This window comes from Streptomyces sp. NPDC041814 (genome assembly GCF_055590565.1).
On the sequence record NZ_JBVJAM010000015.1, the window covers coordinates 14,559 to 33,642 of the forward strand.

Here is a 19,084-nt window from a genome sequence, read left to right on the forward strand (position 1 = left end):
GCCCACTCACTTCCGTTCGTACGCGGCCATCGCCGCCCGCACGGCGGGCGAGAAGAGCTCCGGGCCCAGCGCGTCGGAGTACGCCAGCCCCTCCGGCGACAGCCGCAGCAGCCCCCGCGCCCCCGTGTCGAGCCAGCCCCGGGCCTCGAACCGGGCCAGCTCCGCGGGGAAGTCCTCGTACGGCGAGGTGCCGAACCGCTCGCGGTAGTCGTCCACGGCCATGCCCTGCGCCTGGAGCACCGACTGGAGCAGATGACGGCGGCGCGCCTCGTCCCCGTCGGTGTACCGCCCGACTTCGGCGCGGGAGAAGTCCTCGGTGGCCGTGTAGGCGTCGATGATGCCCCGCACCTCGCTCATCCGGACCGCGTAGTCGAAGGAGTAGTGCAGCCGCGAGGTGTAGGAGCGGGCGCCGCAGCCCAGGCCGATCATGCCGTCCGTCTGGCACGCGTAGTCGTCCGGCCCCTCCGCGCGCGGGGCGTCGGCGCGGCGGAACATCCGCATCGACACCTGCTCGTAGCCGTGGGCCAGGAGGTGGTCGCGGCCGGCCCGGTAGAGGCGCAGGCGCTGTTCGTCCCAGGCCGCGTCGGCGTCGCCGGGGGAGCGGAGGCCGAGGGCGGTCAGCGGGCGGACGTACAGCGGGTAGAGGTACAGCTCCTCCGGCCGCCAGCGCAGCGCCGCGTCCAGCGAGGTGCGCCAGGTGCGCTCGGTCTGGCCGTCTATGCCGTAGATCAGATCGATGTTGAGCACGGGTATAGCGGTGTCCCGGATGAGGCCGAGCGCCTGCTCCACGTCGGCGGCGTGCTGCGGGCGGACCGCCGCGCGGGCCTCGGCCTCCACGAAGGACTGCACCCCGATGCTGATCCGGGTCGCGCCCCGCTCGGCGAGCACCGCGAGCCGGTCGGCGGTCGCGGTCGACGGGGACGTCTCCACGGACAGCGGGACGGACCGCAGATCGGCGCCCATCCGCTTCTCCGCGATGTCGCACAGCCGCTCCAGCTCGCCCGCCGTCAGGAACGTGGGCGTGCCCCCGCCGAACGCCGCGGCGGCGAACCGGACCGGCTCCGCGTCGCCCAGCGCCTCCCGCACGGCGCTCGCCTGCCGGTCCAGCGCGTCGAGATAGCGCGCGGTCAGCTCGTCGGGGGCGCCGATCCGGGTGAAGAGGTTGCAGAAGCCGCAGCGGACCTCGCAGAACGGGATGTGCATGTAGAGCGAGAGCGCGTCCCTGCGTTCCCCCGCCCACAGCTCGCCCAGTTCGGGCCGCCCGCCGGGCTGCTCGGCGAGCGGGCGGTACGCCGTCTTGTGCGGATAGGCGTACACATAGCTCTCGTACGGGCGGACGGTGTGCGGCACGGTCATCGGACGGCCCCCGGTTCGAGGAAGAAGTGGGCGTACGGGACGGTCCAGACGGACTCGTGGCCGAGCCGGTGACCGGTGTAGCCGTCGTCGCCGTAGGCCGTGCCGTGGTCGGAGCAGACGATGGCGAAGGTACGGCGGCGGCTGCTCGCGGCGGCGAAGAGCCGGCCGATGTGGGCGTCCACGTATTCCAGGGCGGCGGCGTGCGTCGCACGGCTGTCACCGGCGTCGCGGCTCGCCCCGGGGCTGTGGAACCAGTTCGGCTGGTGGAGCGCGGCGACGTTGACGAAGAGGAACAGCCGCTGCTCGGGCGGCAGGGCGGCGACCACCTCTTCGGCGCGGGCCACCTGCGCCTCGAACGAGGTGGGCGAGGCGACGCCGAACTCCGGCTCCCAGTGCGCCTCCTGGAACATCCCGGGGAGCACCGAGCCCAGCGGGCCGCGCAGGTTGAAGAAGCCCACCCCGCCGACGCACACCGTGCGGTACCCCTCCTTCGCGAGCCCCGACACCAGGTCCGGGGTGTCGAACACGAAGGTGCGCTCCGCCGTGGTCTCGCTGCCGGCGAACCGGGCGGCGAACAGCCGGGGGTGCGGCCCGGGTGCGGCCGGGGTGGGCAGGAACCCCGCGAACATCGCCTGGTGGGAGGCGTACGTGAAGCTGCCCGGAGCGTGCCGCTTCTCCCAGACACCGCCCGGCAGATGGCGGGCCAGATTCGGGATGCGCCCGGCGGCGGCCAGCTCGGCCGCGACGTCGTACCGCAGGGTGTCCAGGGTGACGAACAGCAGGTCGTGGCTGCCGACGACCTCGCTCATATCGGGATCGGAGGGGGCCGGGAGGCGCTCAGGGGGTCGTGCTGACACGGTCGTTCCTTGCTCGTTCCAGTACGGCGGCGATCTGCGCCGCGTAGGTGTCCAGGCCCTCGGCGCCGCTGCCGGGCAGGCCGGTGAGGTTCGGCAGCAGATCCCCGAAGGCGTTGACCTCGCCGACGGCGAAGCGCCGCCAGCCGGCCAGGGGCAGCAGATCGACGCCGACGCACAGGGTGTCCGGGAAGGCGGCGGCGGCCCGCTCGCAGATCGCCAGTGCTTCTCCCCAGCTACCGCCCGCCGCCTCGACGGCCGCCCGCACCCCGGCCAGGTCGCCCCGCGCCCCGCCCAGGTGCAGATTGGTCATCGGCGACGCGCTGGTGCGCACCACGGCGTGGGTGGCCCGCCCGGCGACCACGACGACGCGCAGGTCGGCGGCCCGGCCGCGCTGGGTGGCCTTGGGCAGCCAGCGCTCGATGTGCAGCCCGTCGGGCGCCAGCGCGTCGACCACCGCCGCGACCTCCCGCTCCGTCGTGCAGCGGCGGACCCGCAGCGAGTTGTACAGCCGGCCGGCCGGGTCCCGCTCGACGGAGGTCGCCGCCCGGATCCTGCCCCCGCCCGCCGTCTCCACGGCCAGCACGCCGGAGGCGGACGAGCCGTGTGCGGGCTTCACGAACACCCGGGGCATGCGGTGGGCGGCCATCAGGTCCCGCACATCGTCCCAGCCGCGCACGGGCGCCCCGGCCGGGCCGGAGGTCGGTGACGCGGGGACGGGCACCCCGGCGGAGTCCAGCACCCCGTGGCACAGCCGCTTGTCGAAGAGCGCCGCGATGTCGGCCGGGGCGTCCAGCAGGTGCGCGCCGGCCTCCTGCGCGGCCCGCGCCACCTCACGTACGGCGGCCGTGAACCGCGCGTACCAGAGGGCCGAGCCCTCCACCCGCGTCGGCTCGTCGGCCCCGCGCAGCAGCCGGTCCACCTCCGCGTCCTCGCCGGGCGACTCGACGCGCACGGTCTCCCCGGGCAGGAAGCGCGCCCCGCCCCGCAGCACGTCCAGCCAGGGGACCGTACGCGCCTCGGGCAGGCCGGCGGCGGCCACCGCGTCCTGGAAGAGCGAGACGCGGCGGCTGCCCGGATTGCCGACGACCGCGAGGCGCGGCGGGCCGCTACTCGCTGACGGCGACATAACGTGAATCGTCCTCGTCGTCCGGGTCCCACACGTCCGCCTCGGCCAGGTCGACGTGGACGTCGTGGCGCCGGGACAGCTCCACGAAGCGCTCCATCACCTCGTCGCCGAGGTAGTGGTGGTGCAGGTCCAGGCCGCCCAGATGGGTGAGCGGCTGTCCTTCGAGGAGGGCCAGACCCCCCGTGTCGCTGAGGGTGCCCATCGACAGCGCCAGGAAGTCCAGCTGCGCGACGACCGGTGCGGAGGCGACCGCCACGGCGATCTCGTCCTGGATCTCGCTGTTCTGGAGCCCGAGATGACGCAGCCGGGGGAGACCGCCCCCGGACAGCAGCGGAGCCATGTCCGCCACCGTCGCGTCGCCCCCGTACCACTGGGAGCCGAACCACAGCTCCAGCCGCTCCAGCGCGGGCAGTTCGCAGGCGCCGACCGCGCGCACCACAGGACCGGGCAGACCACCGGACTCGAAGCGCAGGGCCTTCAGCGCCTCGTGCCGCACCGGGTGCAGCTCCAGCGTCTCCTCGCTCAGCCCGCTGCCACCGCCCCGCACCACCAGCTCCTCCAGGCGCGGGAACGCCTGGAGCACCGGTGTGATGTCGCACATCTGGAGCCACGACACCTCGCACTCCTCGCCCACCACATCGGCGAGGAACAGAGCGCGCAGTGCCGGGAACCGGGCCGCGTCCGAGGCGATCAGCTCCACCACGGGAGCCAGGGAACTGTAGTTGCCCTGCCACCAGTGGCCGATCACCAGGGCCCGGACCCGGGCCGGGTCGACCGTCTCCAGGAAGTGCTTCCACACGGCGGCGAACTCAAGCCCCTCCCAACCGCAGTCCAGCCGCCAGGCCGTGGCGTCCGCCGGAGGCAGTGGGCGCTCGTCGCCCGGCTCCGGCAGGGTGAAGACGGGCATGCCGTGGAAGGAGCAGGGGTGATCGATGCCGGTCATCGCGCCGTCACTCCGACACCGTGACGTACCGGCCCGCCGGGCCGCGGTTGTCCCACGGCTCACAGCGCTCCGAAAGGTCCACCCGCACCCCGTGCGGCTCCAGCGCCTCGGTGACGCGGCGCTCCATCGGCTCGGTGAGGAAGTGGTGGTGCAGGTCCAGCACGTCGAGATGGGTCAGCGGCTGGCCCTCCAGGAGAGCGGCCGCCCCCTCGTCGCCGAGCGTGCCGCAGGACAGGTCCAGGGTCTTCAGCCGTGCCACCAGCGGGGCCGAGGCCACCGCGGCCGCGATCTCGTTCTGGATCTCGCTGTTGCGCAGGCCGAGGTGGTGCAGGGCCGGGAAGCGCGTCCCGGCCAGCAGCGGCGCCAGGTCCGACACATCGGCGTCGCCGCCGTAGGCCGAGACACCGAGCCACAGCTCCAGCCGTTCCAACGCGGGCAGTTCGCTCTCCAGGACACCGCGCACCACCTCGCGCGGCAGCCCGCCCGTCTCGATGGTCAGCGCCCGCAGCCGCTCGTGCTTCGCCGCCGGGAAGACCAGCTCGGAGCCGCCGCGCACACCCAGCTCCACCAGCGCGGGGAAGGCGTCGAGCAGCGCGGTGACATCGCTCTGCTCGATCCAGGAGATCTCCGCCTCCTCCATCGTCAGATCCCCGACGAACACCGCTTCGAGCGACGTCAGCCGGTCGGCGGCCGCGATGACGAGACCGATCGGGTACGAGGACTTCTCCTCGTACGACTCGCCCCACTGCCCGATGATCAGCGCCCGGACGCCCGCCGGATCGACTTCCTCCAGGAAGGCGTTGAACTCCTCCTCCCAGGTGCCCTCGTCCTCGTAGGCGTCGATGGACACCCGCCAGGCGGCTGCGTCGGCGGCGGGCCGGGGGCCGCCGTCCGTACCGGACTGGAAATCGACGGCCGGAAGGCCGAGCAACTCGTGAAGGTGGTCCACGGACATGCCCTGAGCTCCTGATGACGGCGACGGATTGATGTCCGCAAGGTCTATCAAGGCCCACTGACAACAACGCGACCGCCCCCGCCCGCGACCGCACGACGGCCGATTGTCAGACCCCCGCCGTAGCGTTTTCGATGTGGCCGGCGCACCGGGTGCCGCCACGGAGGGGAGAGGTCTGTGTACCGGCAGGGCGATGTACTGATCGTGCCACTGGAGGAGTCGGCGGTGCCCGCGCACCTCCTGGAGGCGGCGGGCGAACTGCGCGACGCACGGGGCCGGCTGGTCCTCGCGCTCGGTGAGGTCACCGGACACGCGCACGCGGTGCCGGGGCCCGGCCGGCTGATCCGGGAGGGCGGGGTGTTCGGCCCGATGCTGCTCCATCTCCCCGAGGGCGGGCGCGTGGTGCACGAGGAGCACGCGACGATCCCGCTGCCCCAGGGCTGGTTCCGCGTGGTGCGCCAGCGCGAGTACGCGCCGGGGGCGGTCCGCATCGTCGCCGACTGAGCGACGGCCGGGCGAGCGGGGCAGTGGGACCGCAGGGCGCGGGATCAGGAAATCAGAGCGGAACAGGAAGCAGGGGACGGGGAAACCGATGCAGTACGTGGACTCTTGGCGGGGCGTGGCGGCGGCGACGGGCGCGGCGGACCGGGCGGCCGCCGAGGATGGGGTCCGGCTCGCCTACCGCAGCGCGGGGCTGGCCGAGCCGGAGGAGTTCGTCTGGGCCGGTTCGCCCAGGGAAGCCGTCGAGGCCGTCGGCAGGCTGACCGCCCCGGGGCGCTCGGTCCGGGACGAGGTGCGCACCCGCCCCTGGGCGGAGGAACGGCGCCGGGTGTACGACGCGTTGGGCCCGGCCGGCTGGTCCGCCCTCTGGTCGGCCACCGGTGCACAGCTCTGGGAGAGCACCGCGGGCCTCGCCGAGCGGATACGGGCCGGGGTGGTCGCCGACCTCGCCGGTGCGGACACCGAAGCCGAGTCCCGGGTGCGCCTGGTCCTGCTCGACGCGGTGCTCGGGCAGCACGACGCGGCATGGCTCGCCGCCTTCGACGGCCGGGGCGACCGGCTCGACGGACTGGCGGCGGTGGCGCGGAACGCGGGCTGGTGGTGGCCCTACGAGCGGGTCGCCGTGATCTGCGAGCGCCCGGAGGCCCTGCACCGCGACGAGGCGGGCCGCCTCGACCGGGGCGACGGACCGGCGCTCCGCTACCCGGATGGCTTCGCGCTGTACGCCTGGCGGGGCATGCCCGTGCCCCGGGAGTTCCTGGACGAGCTGGCCGCGCTGACCCCGGAGCGCATCCGCTCCGAGGAGAACGCGGAGCTGCGCCGCGTGATGCTGGAGTACTACGGCTACGACCGCTACCTCACCGAGTCGGGCGCCGAGCCGGTCCACCGCGACGAGACGGGCATCCTCTGGCGGATCGCGCTCACCGGTGACGAGGACGTCGCCATGGTCGAGGTGGTCAACTCGACGCCCGAACCGGACGGCACCCACCGCACCTACTGGCTCCGGGTCCCGCCCAGGACCAGGACCGCCCGGGAGGGCGTCGCCTGGACCTTCGGCCTCGACAGCGAGGTCTACGAGCCGCTCCAGCAGACCTGACCGGGACGCCCGGGGGAGCGGGCGGAAAGCGAGGGAGCTCGGTCAGGCCGTCAGGGTCTCGTGGTCGATGCCCAGTTCACGGGCGAGCGCCTGCTCGGTCCACTCCAGCATCGTGGCCCGGGACAGCGGACCGTTGTACGAGGTCATCTGCACGGCCAGCCCGTCCAGCAGGGCGGTCAGCCGCCAGGCCACGGACATCGGGTCGTCGCAGTGGAACTCGCCCGCCGCCGCGCCCTCCTCGATGACCTCGGCCAGCTCGGCCTTCCACTGCTGGTCGAGGTCGCCGGCCACATTGCGCAGGGCAGGGTCGCGGAGGGACGCGGCCCAGCCCTCGATCCACAGCCGCCAGCCCTTGGCCTGGCCCGTCGGCGCGTACCAGCGGACGGCCGCGCGCAGCCTGCGTACGGCGGTCGTGCGGCGGCCCAACAGCTTCCGCAGATGGGCGAGATCGCTCTCGGCCGCGTGCGCGAAGGCGGCCGCGACCAGCTTCTCCTTGGTGGAGAAGTGATAGAGCACGAGCGCGTTGCTCACGCCGAGCACGGACGCCACATCGGCGATCCGCACGGCCGCGACACCGCGCACCTCGATCTGCTCGACGGCGGCACGCAGCAACTCCTCGCGCCGCTCCGCCACTCCCAACCGCACTCTTGCCACGCGGTCACCCTAACCAATGCCCGCCCCGGGCGGACCGGAGCAGGCCGGGCGGCCCCGGGTCAGCGGTACCAGCCGAAGCGCTCCGCCATCACCGGCAGCCGGTCGGCGGCCACCGCGTGCGCCGCCGCGCGTGGGGTGCAGCCGTCCTCGGCCGCGCGGGCCAGCACCAGGCCGACCAGTTCGCGCATCGCCCGCCGGGTGTGCGCGAACGCCTCCTCCGCGTCGGCCCGGATGTCGCCGAACAGGGTCCACCACCACCAGGCGTTGGTCCCGGAGTTGGCCACCACATCGGGCAGTACGGTGATCCCGCGCGCCGCGAGCAGCGCTTCGGCCTCCGGCAGCACCGGCATGTTCGCGGCCTCCACCACCCAGCGGGCCCTGATCCCGGCCTGGTTCGCCGCGTCCACGGCGTAGGACACGGCGGCCGGGACGAGCACCTCCGCGTCCTGGACCAGCCAGGCGTCGGCCGGAAGCTCCCGGTCACCGGCGCGCAGCGCGCCCCGGTCCACGGTTCCGTGCGCGTCCCGGGCCGCGAGCAGCGCCTCGACGTCGAGCCCGTCCGGGTTCGCGATCGTGCCCTTGACGTCGGCTACGGCGACCACGCGGAGCCCGGCCCGGGCGAGGAAGCGGGCGGTCGCCCCGCCCATGGTCCCGAGCCCCTGGAGAGCCACCCGCGCACCGTCGTACGCGACCCCGTCCCGGTCCAGCGCGGCGAGCGCCGCCTCGGCGACCCCGCAGCCGCCGACCAGTTCGTCCAGGCCGATGCCGTCCACCTCCAGGGCGAAGGCGTCGGCCAGCCGGCGCCGGGCCCCGGCCTCGTCGTCGAGGAGCGGGTAGACGGCCTGCACGGTCGAGACAAGACCCGCCTCCGCCGCCGCGCGGTCCACCAGGTCCTGCGAGAGGCCCAGGTCCTCACCGGTCGTCCAGACGCTCTCGATGTACGGGCGCACCGCCCGCAGATAGCGGACCAGGACGCCGTACGCCGCCGGGTCGCGCGGGTCGCAGTCGATGCCGCCCTTGGCGCCGCCCAGCGGTATGTAGCGGGCCCCGGGCCGGTCCGCGTCGAAGTGCAGGGCCTCCTTCATCGTCATGCCCCGGGCCAGACCCGCCACCTCCTCCAGAGTGAGGCCCGGCCGCATCCGGAGGCCGCCGCTGGACACCCCGCGCACCAGCCGGTCCACCACGAGGTGGCCCCGGCAGCCGGTGGCGTGATCGGTCCAGGTCAGCGAGATGAGCGGGGCGGGCGGGGACACCGGAGGCGTCGTCATCGGGAGTGCTCCTCGGTCACTGTCGGCGGGTGGTCCCGGGGCGGGCGGGTCACGGTCCCGGGCGGCCGGGACCGGCGGGACGTCGTCACCGGCCGCATTACTGAACCGTCGGTCAGTATCTGGAGCCCGGGTGCCCCTGTCAACGCGGCCTCCGCCGCCGCGCGGCCCCGGTGGCCGGAACGCGCCGGTATCGCGGGAGGCGGGCACGTGTACGGACGGCGACGCGGGCAAGGCGGTCGGTGCGGAACGCCCCCACCCGGGTGTTCCGCTCTCGCACAGTCGTACCCCTTGGCCATAATGGGACGACCCCGACTCCTCAGGAGACACCGTGACCGGCGCTGACCACAGGCTCCCGCTCCGCACCCGGCTGCGTGCGCTGCGCCCCGCTGCCTTCGGGGCCGACCCGGACGGCGCACGCATGGAGCGCATCCGCCGGTCCCCCCAGTTCGCCGACGGTGTCTTCCAGAACCCGGTGGGCGCGCGGATCAGACCCTCCGGTTCCACCCTGGAGTTCGCCCGGGTCTACTTCCGCAAGGAGGAGCGGGTGCTCCGGGCACCCGCCGCCCCGGTGCCCGTGCACGCCACGACCGTCGCCGACCTTGCCCGGCCGCCCGCCTCCGGGCTCCGGATCACCTGGATGGGGCACTCCAGCGTCCTCGCCGAGATCGACGGGCGGCGCGTGCTGTTCGACCCGGTCTGGGGCGAGCGCTGTTCCCCCTTCGCGTTCGCCGGACCCCGGCGCCTGCATCCGGCCCCCGTGCCGCTCGGCGCCCTGGGACCGGTCGACGTGGTGGTGATCTCGCACGACCACTACGACCACCTCGACCTCCCGACGATCCGCGCCCTGGCCCGTACGGACACGGTCTTCGCGGTCCCGCTCGGCGTCGGCGCCCACCTGGAACGCTGGGGCGTCGCCCCCGACCGGCTCCGCGAGCTCGACTGGAACGAGACCACCGCGGTCGCCGGCATCAGCCTCACCGCCACCCCCGCCCGTCACTTCTGCGGACGCGGCCTGCGCAACCAGCAGCACACCCTCTGGGCCTCCTGGGCCGTCGCCGGACCCGAGCACCGGATCTACCACAGCGGCGACACCGGATACTTCCCCGGCTTCCGGACCATCGGCGCCGAGCACGGCCCGTTCGACGCGACCATGATCCAGATCGGCGCGTACAGCCAGTACTGGCCCAAGGACCGCACGGACAGCGTGCCGGAGCCGGGCGCCTGGCCCGACATCCACATGAGCCCCGACGAGGGAGTGCGCGCCCACCTCGACCTCCAGGGCGACGACCCCGGCGCGGGCGTGATGCTGCCGATCCACTGGGGGACGTTCAACCTCGCGCTGCACCCCTGGGCGGAGCCGGCCGAGTGGTCGATGCGCGCCACCCGGTCCGTGGGCGTCACCATGGCCGCCCCGCGCCCCGGCCAGCCGTTCGAGCCCGCAGATCCGCCGCCCGTCGAGCCGTGGTGGCGCGCCGTCGCCGCCGAACCGGCCCCCGGCTGGGGCAACTGGCCCCCCGTCCACGTACAGCTCCACGAACCGGCGGACAGCACCGCGCCGGACTCCGGCAGGGACCTCGACCGGGCACCCCAGCCCTGATCCCCCGGCTTCACCTCCCGCGACCCCGCTCGGGTCCGGGAGGCGCCTCCGCGCACCGGCACACGAGCCCCCTCGGCCCACGTCGAGGGGGCTCACGCGCGTACGGGAACGGTGGCGGCCCCGGAAACCTGCCCGCGGGAATCGGTCGCCCGTGCGAGCGCTCATACCAGAGCGGGACGGATGGCGGGCAAGTTCCACAACTGCCCATCGCGGCCGCACTTCTGGCGACTACCGTGTGTGCCCGGTGATCAACGGTGGGCTCATATTCTCCGGGCCTGCCCGGCCGATGACCCGAGAATGCCCGACCACCGTAGGTGCCACCACATGAACGCAGATGCCTGGGGCCCCACGTACCGAGGACGCTGATGTCTCAACTTCGCGCACCCGACGCGCGACCGGATCGACGAGAGGGCGGGCGGCACGGCCGACCGGGCGCCCGTTCCCACTCGGCCGCGGCCAGACCACGCGCCGCCCGCCCGACCCCCGAGGCGCGCATACGCCCTCAACTCCTGCGCACCGCCGTGCTGCCGGCCCTCGCCGTCGCCCTCGCAGGCGCCGGGGCCGTCATCTTCACCGCCCGCGCGGGCCACGCACGGCCGTCCACGGAGCTCTGGATCGCCCTCGGCTCGGCGGCCGCCCTCGCGCTCGCCGCGATCCTCGCCGCCTTCCTGGCCGCCAACCGCGCCGCCACCACGGTCTTCGGCCGCTGCCTCGCGCTGCGCCGGACCAGCGCCCAGCACCAGGCCGACCTGCAACGCGTCGTGGAACAGCTGCGCAACGGAGAGCCCGTGCCCGCCCGGCGCGCCCCGCAGAACCAGCCGCCCGGCGGCGACCCCTTCGAGCTGCTGGCACAGGAGCTGGGCCGCCAGCAGGAGGCCGCCGTGGCCACCGTCGTCGAGGCTTCCCGGCTCGCCGAGCCCAGCGGCGAGGACCAGAAGGTCGAGGTCTTCGTCAACCTCGCCCGCCGCCTCCAGTCGCTCGTGCACCGCGAGATCCAGCTGCTGGACGAGCTGGAGCACGAGGTCGAGGACCCGGACCTGCTCAAGGGCCTCTTCCACGTCGACCACCTCGCCACCCGCATCCGCCGCCACGCCGAGAACCTCGCCGTGCTCGGCGGCGCCGTCTCCCGCCGCCAGTGGAGCAACCCGGTCACCATGACCGAGGTGCTGCGCTCGGCGATCGCCGAGGTCGAGCAGTACCCCCGGGTCAAGCTCGTCCCCCCGATCGACGGCACCCTGCGCGGGCACGCCGTGGCCGACGTCATCCACCTCCTCGCCGAACTCGTGGAGAACGCCACGGTGTTCTCCGCCCCGCACACCCAGGTCCTGCTGCGTGCCCAGCGCGTCACCGCCGGGCTCGCCCTGGAGGTCGAGGACCGCGGACTCGGCATGCCCGGCGACGAACAGAAGCGGATGAACGCCCTGCTCACCGACCCCGACCAGGTCAACGTCGCGCGCCTCCTCCAGGACGGCCGCATCGGCCTCTTCGTGGTCGCCTCGCTGGCCCGCCGGCACGGCATCGCCGTACGGCTCCAGAGCAACATCTACGGAGGCACCCAGGCCGTCCTGGTCCTCCCGCAGACCCTGCTCGGCGCCGACGAGGACGCCCCCGGCGCCGCCGGAGAAGCACCCGTCCCGCCCACCGGCCCCGTGCACCGCCCGCCGCCCCTGGAGGACCGCCCGGCCCCGCGCGAACCGGCGCCCGCCCCCGAGCCGGAACGCCGGCCCTACGTCCCGAGCCAGCAGCCCAGCCCGCACCGGACTCCGTCCCGGCCGGGCCCGGGTGGCCAGGACGAGGCCCCGCCCCTGCCGATGCGCATCGAGCGCACGGACCGGGCCGCGGACCACGCGCCGCCCGCCGCCGCGACCGACGACGGGACCGCGCCCAAGACCGCGGCCGACCGGCCCCTGCTGCCCAGGCGCGCCAACCAGGAGCACCTGGTCCCGCAGCTCCGGGAGGCCCCCGCGCCCCGGTCCGCGGACGAACCCGTCCTGCACGACCCCGGGCTCGTCGCCGCCTTCCGGCGCGGCATCGACCTCGCCGAGGCCCGGGCCGAGGCCGAGCGGGAACCCGCGCCCGAGGCGCCGGCCGGAGCCACGCACATGACGACGGCCGCCCAACTGGGCGCACCGGCCCGCCCGCTCCCCGTCCGGGGCGCCGCCCAGCCCGCGCAACTGCACGGAGCCGGCGCCCACCCCGGCGACCACGACCCACTCGCAGCGAACCCCATCAAGGAGTAGATGCCCCATGGCGACCGATACGCCGTCCGGCCAGGTCTCGGACCTCGACTGGCTGCTGAGCGGCCTGGTCCAGCGCGTGCCGTACACCCGCAGCGCGGTCCTGCTCTCCGCCGACGGGCTGGTGAAGTCCCTCCACGGCATGGACGCCGACAGCGCCGACCACATGGCGGCTCTGGCGGCCGGCCTCTACTCGCTCGGCCGCAGCGCCGGGGCGAGGTTCGGGGACAACGGCGAGGTCCGGCAGGTGGTCGTGGAGCTCGATTCGACGCTGCTCTTCGTCGCCACCGCCGGCTCCGGCACCTGTCTGGCCGTCCTCGCCGGCCGCAACGCCGACGCCGCCGTCCTCGGCTACGAGATGACCATGCTGGTGAAGAGCGTGCGGCCCTATCTGATGACCCCGGTGAGACAGACGGCCGGGACACCGGGCACCGCGGGGCTGTGACCATGGCGGTCACCCAGGAAGGGCCGCTGCTGGACGACGCGGCGGGCCGCCTCATCCGCCCCTACACGGTGAGCAACGGCCGTACCCGTCCCACGGCCGTGCTCGACCTGCTGTCCCTGGTGATGGCCACCGGAAGCGTCCCCGAGACCCACCTCGGCCCCGAACACTCGGTGGCCCTGGGACTCTGCGAGGGCCCCACATCGGTGGCCGAGATCGCCGCCCATCTGAGGCTCCCCGCCGTCGTGACCAAGGTCCTCCTCTCCGACCTGGTCGACTGCGGCGCCGTCACCGCACACGCGCCCGCCTTCCAAGACATGCCCACCGACCGACATCTGCTGGAGGCAGTGCTCGATGGCTTACGACGACAGCTCTGACGGCTACAGCTACCCGGACGGCTCCGGCTATGGCTACGGCTACGCGGACGACGGATCCGGCGGCGGGTACGGGCAGGACACCGCCACCGCCGAGTACGTCCCGCCGCAGGCCGCGCCCGAGGGCTTCCCCGTCGCGTTGAAGGTGCTGGTCGCCGGGGGATTCGGCGTCGGCAAGACGACGTTCGTCGGCGCCGTCAGCGAGATCGCGCCGCTGAGCACGGAAGAACTGCTGACCCAGGCGAGCGCCGGGACCGACAGCCTGGAGGGCGTCGAATCCAAGACCTCCACCACCGTGGCGATGGACTTCGGCCGCATCACGCTGGACGACCAGCACGTGCTGTACCTGTTCGGCACACCGGGCCAGGAACGCTTCTGGTTCATGTGGGACGAACTCTCGCAGGGCGCGCTGGGAGCCGTCGTGATCGCGGACACCCGCAGACTGGAGGAGTGCTTCGCGGCCGTCGACTTCTTCGAGCGGCGCGGTATCGGATTCGTCGTCGCCGTCAACGAGTTCGACGGCGCCCACCGCTACGGCCCCGAGGAGGTCCGCGCCGCGCTCGACCTGTCGCCGGAGGTGCCGGTCGTGCTCTGCGACGCCCGCATCGCCAGCTCCGGAACCGGCACGCTGGTGACGCTGGTCCAGCACCTCATCAACGCCACCGACGACGCCGTGCCGCTCCCCGGGCACGCCGGATTCGGGGCCGGGCAGTGATCCCGCGCGCCGCCGGGCGGCTGCTGCTCACCCCGGTCGACGGCGAAGCGCCCGCCCGCACGCGGCGGCTGCGGAGCCTGGGGCTGGGAGAGCGGGACGACGCCTCGTTCGACAACTTCGACGCCTTCGCCGACAGGGTGGCCGAAGTGACGGACGTGCCGTTCTCGATGGTCAACTTCATCGACGGGAACCGGCAGTTCTACGCCGGACTGCACACCCCCGCCGGGACCCGCAGGGGCTCGGACCTGGGGGCCACCGCCGCGGGCAGCGGCCGCAACGGCCGTTACGTGGCCCTCGACCACGGCTACTGCCCGCACGTGGTCGTCCGGCGCAAGGCGCTCGTCCTGGAGGACGTCTGCGACTACCCGCGCTTCGCGGGCAACCCGGTCGTGGACGACATAGGCATCCGCTCCTACCTGGGGGCACCGCTCATCGACCGCACCGGAATCACCCTGGGCGCCGTCTGCGCCGTGGACACCGTGCCCCGCTCCTGGGGAAGGGCGGGGCTCGACACCATCAAGTCCCTGGCGCAGGAGCTCATCGGCCATCTCGACCGCAGGGAGGAGCACGAACCGGGCTTCTGATCAGACCTCGACCGTGCGGCCGTCCAGGAAGCCCAGCGTCACCGCCTCCCCGGCCACCCGCACCCGCACGGCCGTGCGGAGCGCCTCGGGGTGGACGCTGTCCCGGGAGAGCACCACGAGCGTGACATGGACGCTCCGGCCACCCGGGTGGGGAGCACCGCGCAGATACGGGACGGCCGAGTGCGGTCCGTACGCGTTGGACTCCACGTCCCGTGCCACCTCGGCGCCCTCGGGCCCGCCGTCCCAGCCGTACAGCCCGACCACCGCGCTGGACAGGCCGTCGGCGGTCCGGGCGAGCGCCCAGCCGGGGCCCGAGGTGGCGAACGGGCTCGTCCGGTGCGCGACGGCGTGGCCGCCCTCCCGGACCACGGCACCCTCCGGCGCCTCGACCCGGTGCACCCGGATCTCCCACGGCCCGTGCAGCACGCTCGTCGTCTCGATCCGGTACGCGTGCGCGTCGTCCGGCAGCCGGGCCGCCGACCAGGACGCGGCGACGCGGTCCTCGCAACGCACCGGGTGGATGCGGCGCCGCCGGGACGGGGTGCCGTCCGGGGCCAGCAGCGCCAGGTGGTTGTCGATGTTCCGGGCGAAGGCGTGCGGCGCGGACTCCGGGGCGGTCGCCGTCGAGTAGGCGAGCTTCGCGTAGTGCGGGTCGTCGTCCTCCGCCCCCGCGTCCGGGTCGGCGTCGCCCGCCGCTGGGAGCGGATGGTGATCGCTGCCGTGGTTGACCAGCCGGACGATCCCGTCGTGCCGGGTGCCGTGCAGCAGCCAGCCGGGCGCCGGAAGCGCGGTGTAGGTGTCCGACTCCTCTACGGGCAGCGGCAGTTCGCGCGCCGTCCACACCTCGTGGTCGGCCGGGAGCAGCAGCCCGAGGAAGCCCTTGCTCGCCCAGTACGGTGACGCCGGACCGGAGTACGGCTGCGTCGTCGGCAGGAACGTGTCGTACCAGCCGAGCGTCAGCAGCCCCCGCTCGTCGGGCACCCCGCGCTCCGCGAAGTGGCGCAGCGCCCCGGAGGCGAGGCGCCGGGTGAGCCCGGGCGCGAGCGGGGTGCAGTCCGCGACGGCGCCCATCCAGACCGGGGCCAGCGACGCGAAGCGGTAGCACAGCGAGCGGCCCTGGTGAACCGGGGCACCGTCGGCGCCGAAGAAACGGGGGTAGTCCTCCAGGAAGCGCCCGAGGCGCTCCCGGTAGACGGCCGCCCGGCCGCCGTCGCCGTCCGGGCCGGCGATCCGCGCCCACAGCAGCGGGTACAGATGCATGGCCCAGCCGATGTAGTAGTCGAAATTGCGCCCGCTGCCGTCGGTGTACCAGCCGTCGCCGACGTACCAGTCCTCGATCCGGTCGAGCCCGCCCTCGATGTCGGACTTGCTGTACGGGGCGCCGACCGACGCCAGGAACTGCTCGGAAACCACCTGGAACAGGCGCCAGTTGTTGTCCCAGGTGCGCCCGCCGACGAAGCCGGAGAACCAGTCGGCGACCCGCTCCTGCACCCGGGCGTCCAGCCGGTCCCAGATCCACGGCCTGGTCTCGTGCAGCGCGACGGCCACCGACGCCGCCTCCACCAGCTGCTGCGAGCAGTCCGTCAGACGCGGCCACGCCTCACCGCTCGCCGGATCGGTCCCCGCCGCGAGCCCCGCCGCGTACCGCTCGGTCAGGGCGGGGTCGACCGCCCCGCCCGCGCCCGCGATCCGGAACGCGGCCAGCAGGAACGACCGGGCGAAACCCTCCAGTCCGTCAGACACGACACCGGACCAGCTGTTCCGGCCGGGCAGCCGGTACTGGGCGAAGCCCGGTGTCGCGTACGGCGTCAGCGCGTCCAGCATCCGGTCGGCTGTCGCCTCCCAATGGGCCCGGGTCCAGCCGGTGCGGGAGGACAGGATCCGGTCGGTGGGCGGCAGGTGCAGATGCGGGGCGACGGACATGACGGCGGTGCTCCTGGTGTGTGCGGGGTTACTGGACGAGTTCGGCGCGGTGGGTGTGGCCCCGGGAGCCGCCGACGGCGACGGTGAGCAATGGCCGGCGCCCTGGGGTGACCTCGACGGTGGCGTCGGCCTCGGTCGCCCCGCGGACGGCGAACGGCAGGCCCACCGTGACGGAGGTGCCCGTCCGGCCCGGATCGGACACCGCCACGGATGCCCGCCCGCCGCGCCGCCGCACCAGGACCGTCGCGGGACCGGACGCGGTGATGCCCGCGGCCGTACCGGCGGCCCAGAAGTGCACGGCGGTCAGACCGGTCCTGCGGTCCTCCACCGCCTGCGCCGTGGCGTTGTTGGCGAGGACGCGCACTGGCCGGGACGCCGACCAGGCGGCGGTCGCCGCAGCCGAGGCACCGGGCAGCACCACATAGGCGTACCCGGCGTCGGTGGGGGCGGGGCCGTGGTCGAGCCAGAGGGTGAGATAGCGGCGGTTGACGGGGTCGGTGCTGCCGCCGGTGTCCGCGCCCGTGTCGATGGCCCGCCAGGTGCCGGTGCGCTCCTCGCGCAGGGTGCGCAGGGCTGCCCCGTCCGGCAGCACATAGCCGCCGACCCCCTCGATGTGCGCCCAACGGGCCTCTCCGGGCGCGCTGTTGTGCCCCGCCGCAGCCGAGTGCGGGACGCCGTCCACGAGCAGCCGGTTGCGGCCGTCCGCGCCAAGATTGCGGTTCTCGATGACCGTCTCGACCGGGTGGCCGTCGCCCGAGGTGATGCCCGCGCCGAGCGCCACGACCGTGTTGTCGAGCAGGAACCACGCCTTCCGGGCCCGCAGGCTGCTGCCGGGGGCGCCGATCAGCTCCATCGCGGCGGCCGCGTACCGGCTGTCCAGTTCGGCGCCGCCCGCCACGGCGTTCGGCGGCCGGTAGGTGGAGGTGCCCGCCCCGGTGCCGAGGTCGTCGCGCGGGCGGGTGTCCACCGTGGTGCCCGGCAGGCGGTACGGGTCGACGGTCGGCCAGAACCCGTCGTTGTACTGACCGAGGTCGTCGCCGTCGTACAGATACGTCATGCCGTCGCCGGTGTACCAGCCGTGCAGGTTCTCGCCGTTGCCCGCCTCGTACGCGGAGATGCGCTTCGAGGACAGCGACAAGGTGCAGGCCCAGCCGGGGCGGCGGTGGACCACCCGGTCCATGTCCGCGAAGACGAAACTGCCCGTGGTGCGGGGTGCGGGCCGGGTCCCGCTGTCGGCCAGCACCGCCTTGGCCAGAACGAGTTGGGGGAGGGTGGCGAGTGCGGTGAACGGGGTGGTGCGGTTGCGGGTGAGCCAGCCCTTGACCAGCGGGCGCCAGCGGTCCGACCATTCCGCCGGGGCGCCCGTGGCCAGGAGCAGGATCGCGGCTACCGCCGCCGCCCCGTCGCGGTGGTCGCCTGCCCGTTCCCGGGAGATGGCCCGGCCGCGCACCGCGTCCATCATCAGCCCGTCGAAGACCACCGGGACGAAGCTCCGCTCCACGGCCTCGTACATCACCGCGACCTCGGGGTCGGTCACCGCCCAGGCGGAGCCGGCCAGGAGCGACAGCAGCCAGGCCGCCCCGCCGAGCAGGACGGTGCCGTAGGAACCGGTGTAGGCCACTTCGGCGTGCTGGACGAACGAGCCGTCCTCGTAGAAGCCGTCACCCGAAGTCGTATAGCGGAAAAGGCTGTTGCGGCCGGAGTCGCGTACGTCGGAGAGGGCGTCACGGGCGGACGCCACCTTGGCAGCGTCCTTGCCGAGCAGCCCGCGCAGCGCCACGATCACCGCCTTGTCGGTGCGGTTGGCGCCGGTCTCGGGCAGCGTGGGGTAATTGGTGCGGCGGTCCGCGTCGGGGCAGAACCGGTCCACGACCGCGAGGTAGTCCGCGAGATCGGCGGCGGGCAGGTGCGCGCGCAGCAGGACACAGCAGTCCATCAGCGCGCGGGGCGCCCCGATCTCCCAGAACCACCAGTTGCCGGTCTCGGGTGCCGAGGGGTGGTAGGCCGTGTCATACGCGAACCGCAGGGCCCCGAGCAGCGCGTCGGCCGTCTCCGCGCTTCCGGAGAGCGAGGTGCCGGGGGTGGACCAGGCGACGGCGAGCGTGCGCAGCCGGGTGTAGCTCTGGCCGAAGTTGCCGGGGTCGGCGAGCGGGGAGAGGTCGGACCACAGGGCGGTCCGACTGGTGCCCCGGTCCAGGGCGTCCCACAGGGCGCCCGCCGTACTGTCCAGAGTGGCGACGCCGGCAGCGAAGTCGGGGTCCGAGGTGTCGAAGGCGCCGCCGGTGAGCAGGGTCGCGGCCCGCTCCAGGAGGGCGTCGAAGTCGTTGACGGAGTCCTCCTCGGCCTCGGCTGCTGCCCCGGTCCGCGCCGCCCTGGCCGGACCCGTCGTCAGGACCACCGACGCCGTGGCGCCGCTCGCGGCGAGAAGGGTCCTTCTGCTCAGTCGCATGATGACTCCT

At 74.0% G+C, this 19,084-nt stretch carries 17 protein-coding genes; 8 read left to right on the top strand and 9 right to left on the bottom strand.

The genetic code is table 11. The annotated features are described in order from the left end of the window. Window positions 1–6: 6 nt before the first annotated feature. The 5 genes from ACZ6C6_RS30150 to ACZ6C6_RS30170 are packed head-to-tail and all read right to left on the bottom strand — an operon-like array spanning window position 7 to window position 5,237. A complete protein-coding gene (locus tag ACZ6C6_RS30150) occupies window positions 7–1,356 on the bottom strand; it encodes an STM4012 family radical SAM protein (RefSeq protein WP_469207294.1) in 1,350 nt (449 codons plus the stop codon). Next, window positions 1,353–2,165, bottom strand: a complete 813-nt coding sequence (locus ACZ6C6_RS30155) for an STM4013/SEN3800 family hydrolase (RefSeq protein ID WP_469207296.1) — start codon at window positions 2,163–2,165, stop codon at window positions 1,353–1,355. Before ACZ6C6_RS30155 ends, ACZ6C6_RS30150 begins: the two co-directional genes overlap by 4 nt. A 28-nt stretch (window positions 2,166–2,193) precedes the next feature. Next, window positions 2,194–3,339: an STM4014 family protein gene (locus ACZ6C6_RS30160; RefSeq protein ID WP_469207298.1), complete on the bottom strand. Its 1,146-nt coding sequence runs from the start codon at window positions 3,337–3,339 to the stop codon at window positions 2,194–2,196. After that, window positions 3,320–4,282, bottom strand: a complete 963-nt coding sequence (locus ACZ6C6_RS30165; RefSeq protein WP_469207300.1) for an STM4015 family protein — start codon at window positions 4,280–4,282, stop codon at window positions 3,320–3,322. Before ACZ6C6_RS30165 ends, ACZ6C6_RS30160 begins: the two co-directional genes overlap by 20 nt. A 7-nt stretch (window positions 4,283–4,289) precedes the next feature. Continuing rightward, window positions 4,290–5,237 carry an STM4015 family protein gene (locus ACZ6C6_RS30170; protein ID WP_469207302.1) on the bottom strand — a complete coding sequence of 316 codons (948 nt, stop codon included), beginning with the start codon at window positions 5,235–5,237 and terminating at the stop codon, window positions 4,290–4,292. Between the two features lie 174 nt (window positions 5,238–5,411). On the opposite strand from ACZ6C6_RS30170, the gene ACZ6C6_RS30175 reads away from it, so the two are divergent. Both ACZ6C6_RS30175 and ACZ6C6_RS30180 read left to right on the top strand, forming a co-directional pair. After that, window positions 5,412–5,738, top strand: coding sequence for a hypothetical protein (locus ACZ6C6_RS30175; protein WP_018100127.1), 327 nt, complete (start codon window positions 5,412–5,414; stop codon window positions 5,736–5,738). Window positions 5,739–5,826: 88 nt separating this feature from the next. Further along, on the top strand, window positions 5,827–6,831 hold the full coding sequence (locus tag ACZ6C6_RS30180; protein WP_469207304.1) for a DUF6745 domain-containing protein: 1,005 nt from the start codon (window positions 5,827–5,829) through the stop codon (window positions 6,829–6,831). A 42-nt stretch (window positions 6,832–6,873) separates the two neighbouring features. Here ACZ6C6_RS30180 and ACZ6C6_RS30185 read toward each other — a convergent pair whose 3' ends face one another. Both ACZ6C6_RS30185 and ACZ6C6_RS30190 read right to left on the bottom strand, forming a co-directional pair. Then, window positions 6,874–7,464, bottom strand: a complete 591-nt coding sequence (locus ACZ6C6_RS30185) for a TetR/AcrR family transcriptional regulator (RefSeq protein ID WP_469207614.1) — start codon at window positions 7,462–7,464, stop codon at window positions 6,874–6,876. A gap of 80 nt (window positions 7,465–7,544) precedes the next feature. Further along, window positions 7,545–8,753: a Glu/Leu/Phe/Val dehydrogenase dimerization domain-containing protein gene (locus ACZ6C6_RS30190; RefSeq protein WP_469207306.1), complete on the bottom strand. Its 1,209-nt coding sequence runs from the start codon at window positions 8,751–8,753 to the stop codon at window positions 7,545–7,547. A 328-nt stretch (window positions 8,754–9,081) separates the two neighbouring features. On the opposite strand from ACZ6C6_RS30190, the gene ACZ6C6_RS30195 reads away from it, so the two are divergent. From ACZ6C6_RS30195 to ACZ6C6_RS30220, 6 genes are all read left to right on the top strand, one after another. Next, the gene (locus tag ACZ6C6_RS30195) at window positions 9,082–10,350 is read left to right on the top strand and encodes an MBL fold metallo-hydrolase (RefSeq protein ID WP_469207308.1); all 1,269 of its coding nucleotides are present in this window, start codon (window positions 9,082–9,084) and stop codon (window positions 10,348–10,350) included. Window positions 10,351–10,715: 365 nt separating this feature from the next. After that, window positions 10,716–12,590: a sensor histidine kinase gene (locus ACZ6C6_RS30200; protein WP_469207310.1), complete on the top strand. Its 1,875-nt coding sequence runs from the start codon at window positions 10,716–10,718 to the stop codon at window positions 12,588–12,590. A 7-nt stretch (window positions 12,591–12,597) separates the two neighbouring features. Then, complete coding sequence (locus tag ACZ6C6_RS30205) at window positions 12,598–13,032, top strand: roadblock/LC7 domain-containing protein (RefSeq protein ID WP_073965658.1); 435 nt, start codon at window positions 12,598–12,600, stop codon at window positions 13,030–13,032. 2 nt (window positions 13,033–13,034) lie between these two features. Next, window positions 13,035–13,406, top strand: a complete 372-nt coding sequence (locus ACZ6C6_RS30210) for a DUF742 domain-containing protein (RefSeq protein ID WP_469207312.1) — start codon at window positions 13,035–13,037, stop codon at window positions 13,404–13,406. After that, window positions 13,384–14,118, top strand: a complete 735-nt coding sequence (locus ACZ6C6_RS30215) for a GTP-binding protein (RefSeq protein WP_469207314.1) — start codon at window positions 13,384–13,386, stop codon at window positions 14,116–14,118. Before ACZ6C6_RS30210 ends, ACZ6C6_RS30215 begins: the two co-directional genes overlap by 23 nt. Beyond that, window positions 14,115–14,702, top strand: a complete 588-nt coding sequence (locus tag ACZ6C6_RS30220) for a GAF domain-containing protein (RefSeq protein WP_469207316.1) — start codon at window positions 14,115–14,117, stop codon at window positions 14,700–14,702. Before ACZ6C6_RS30215 ends, ACZ6C6_RS30220 begins: the two co-directional genes overlap by 4 nt. Here the strand turns inward: ACZ6C6_RS30220 and ACZ6C6_RS30225 are convergent, their stop codons facing one another. Beyond that, entirely contained in the window at window positions 14,703–16,625 is a 1,923-nt protein-coding gene (locus ACZ6C6_RS30225; RefSeq protein ID WP_469207318.1) for a DUF2264 domain-containing protein, read from the bottom strand. It lies immediately after the preceding gene. Window positions 16,626–16,653: 28 nt separating this feature from the next. Further along, complete coding sequence (locus ACZ6C6_RS30230; protein WP_469207320.1) at window positions 16,654–19,074, bottom strand: polysaccharide lyase 8 family protein; 2,421 nt, start codon at window positions 19,072–19,074, stop codon at window positions 16,654–16,656. Window positions 19,075–19,084: the final 10 nt, after the last annotated feature.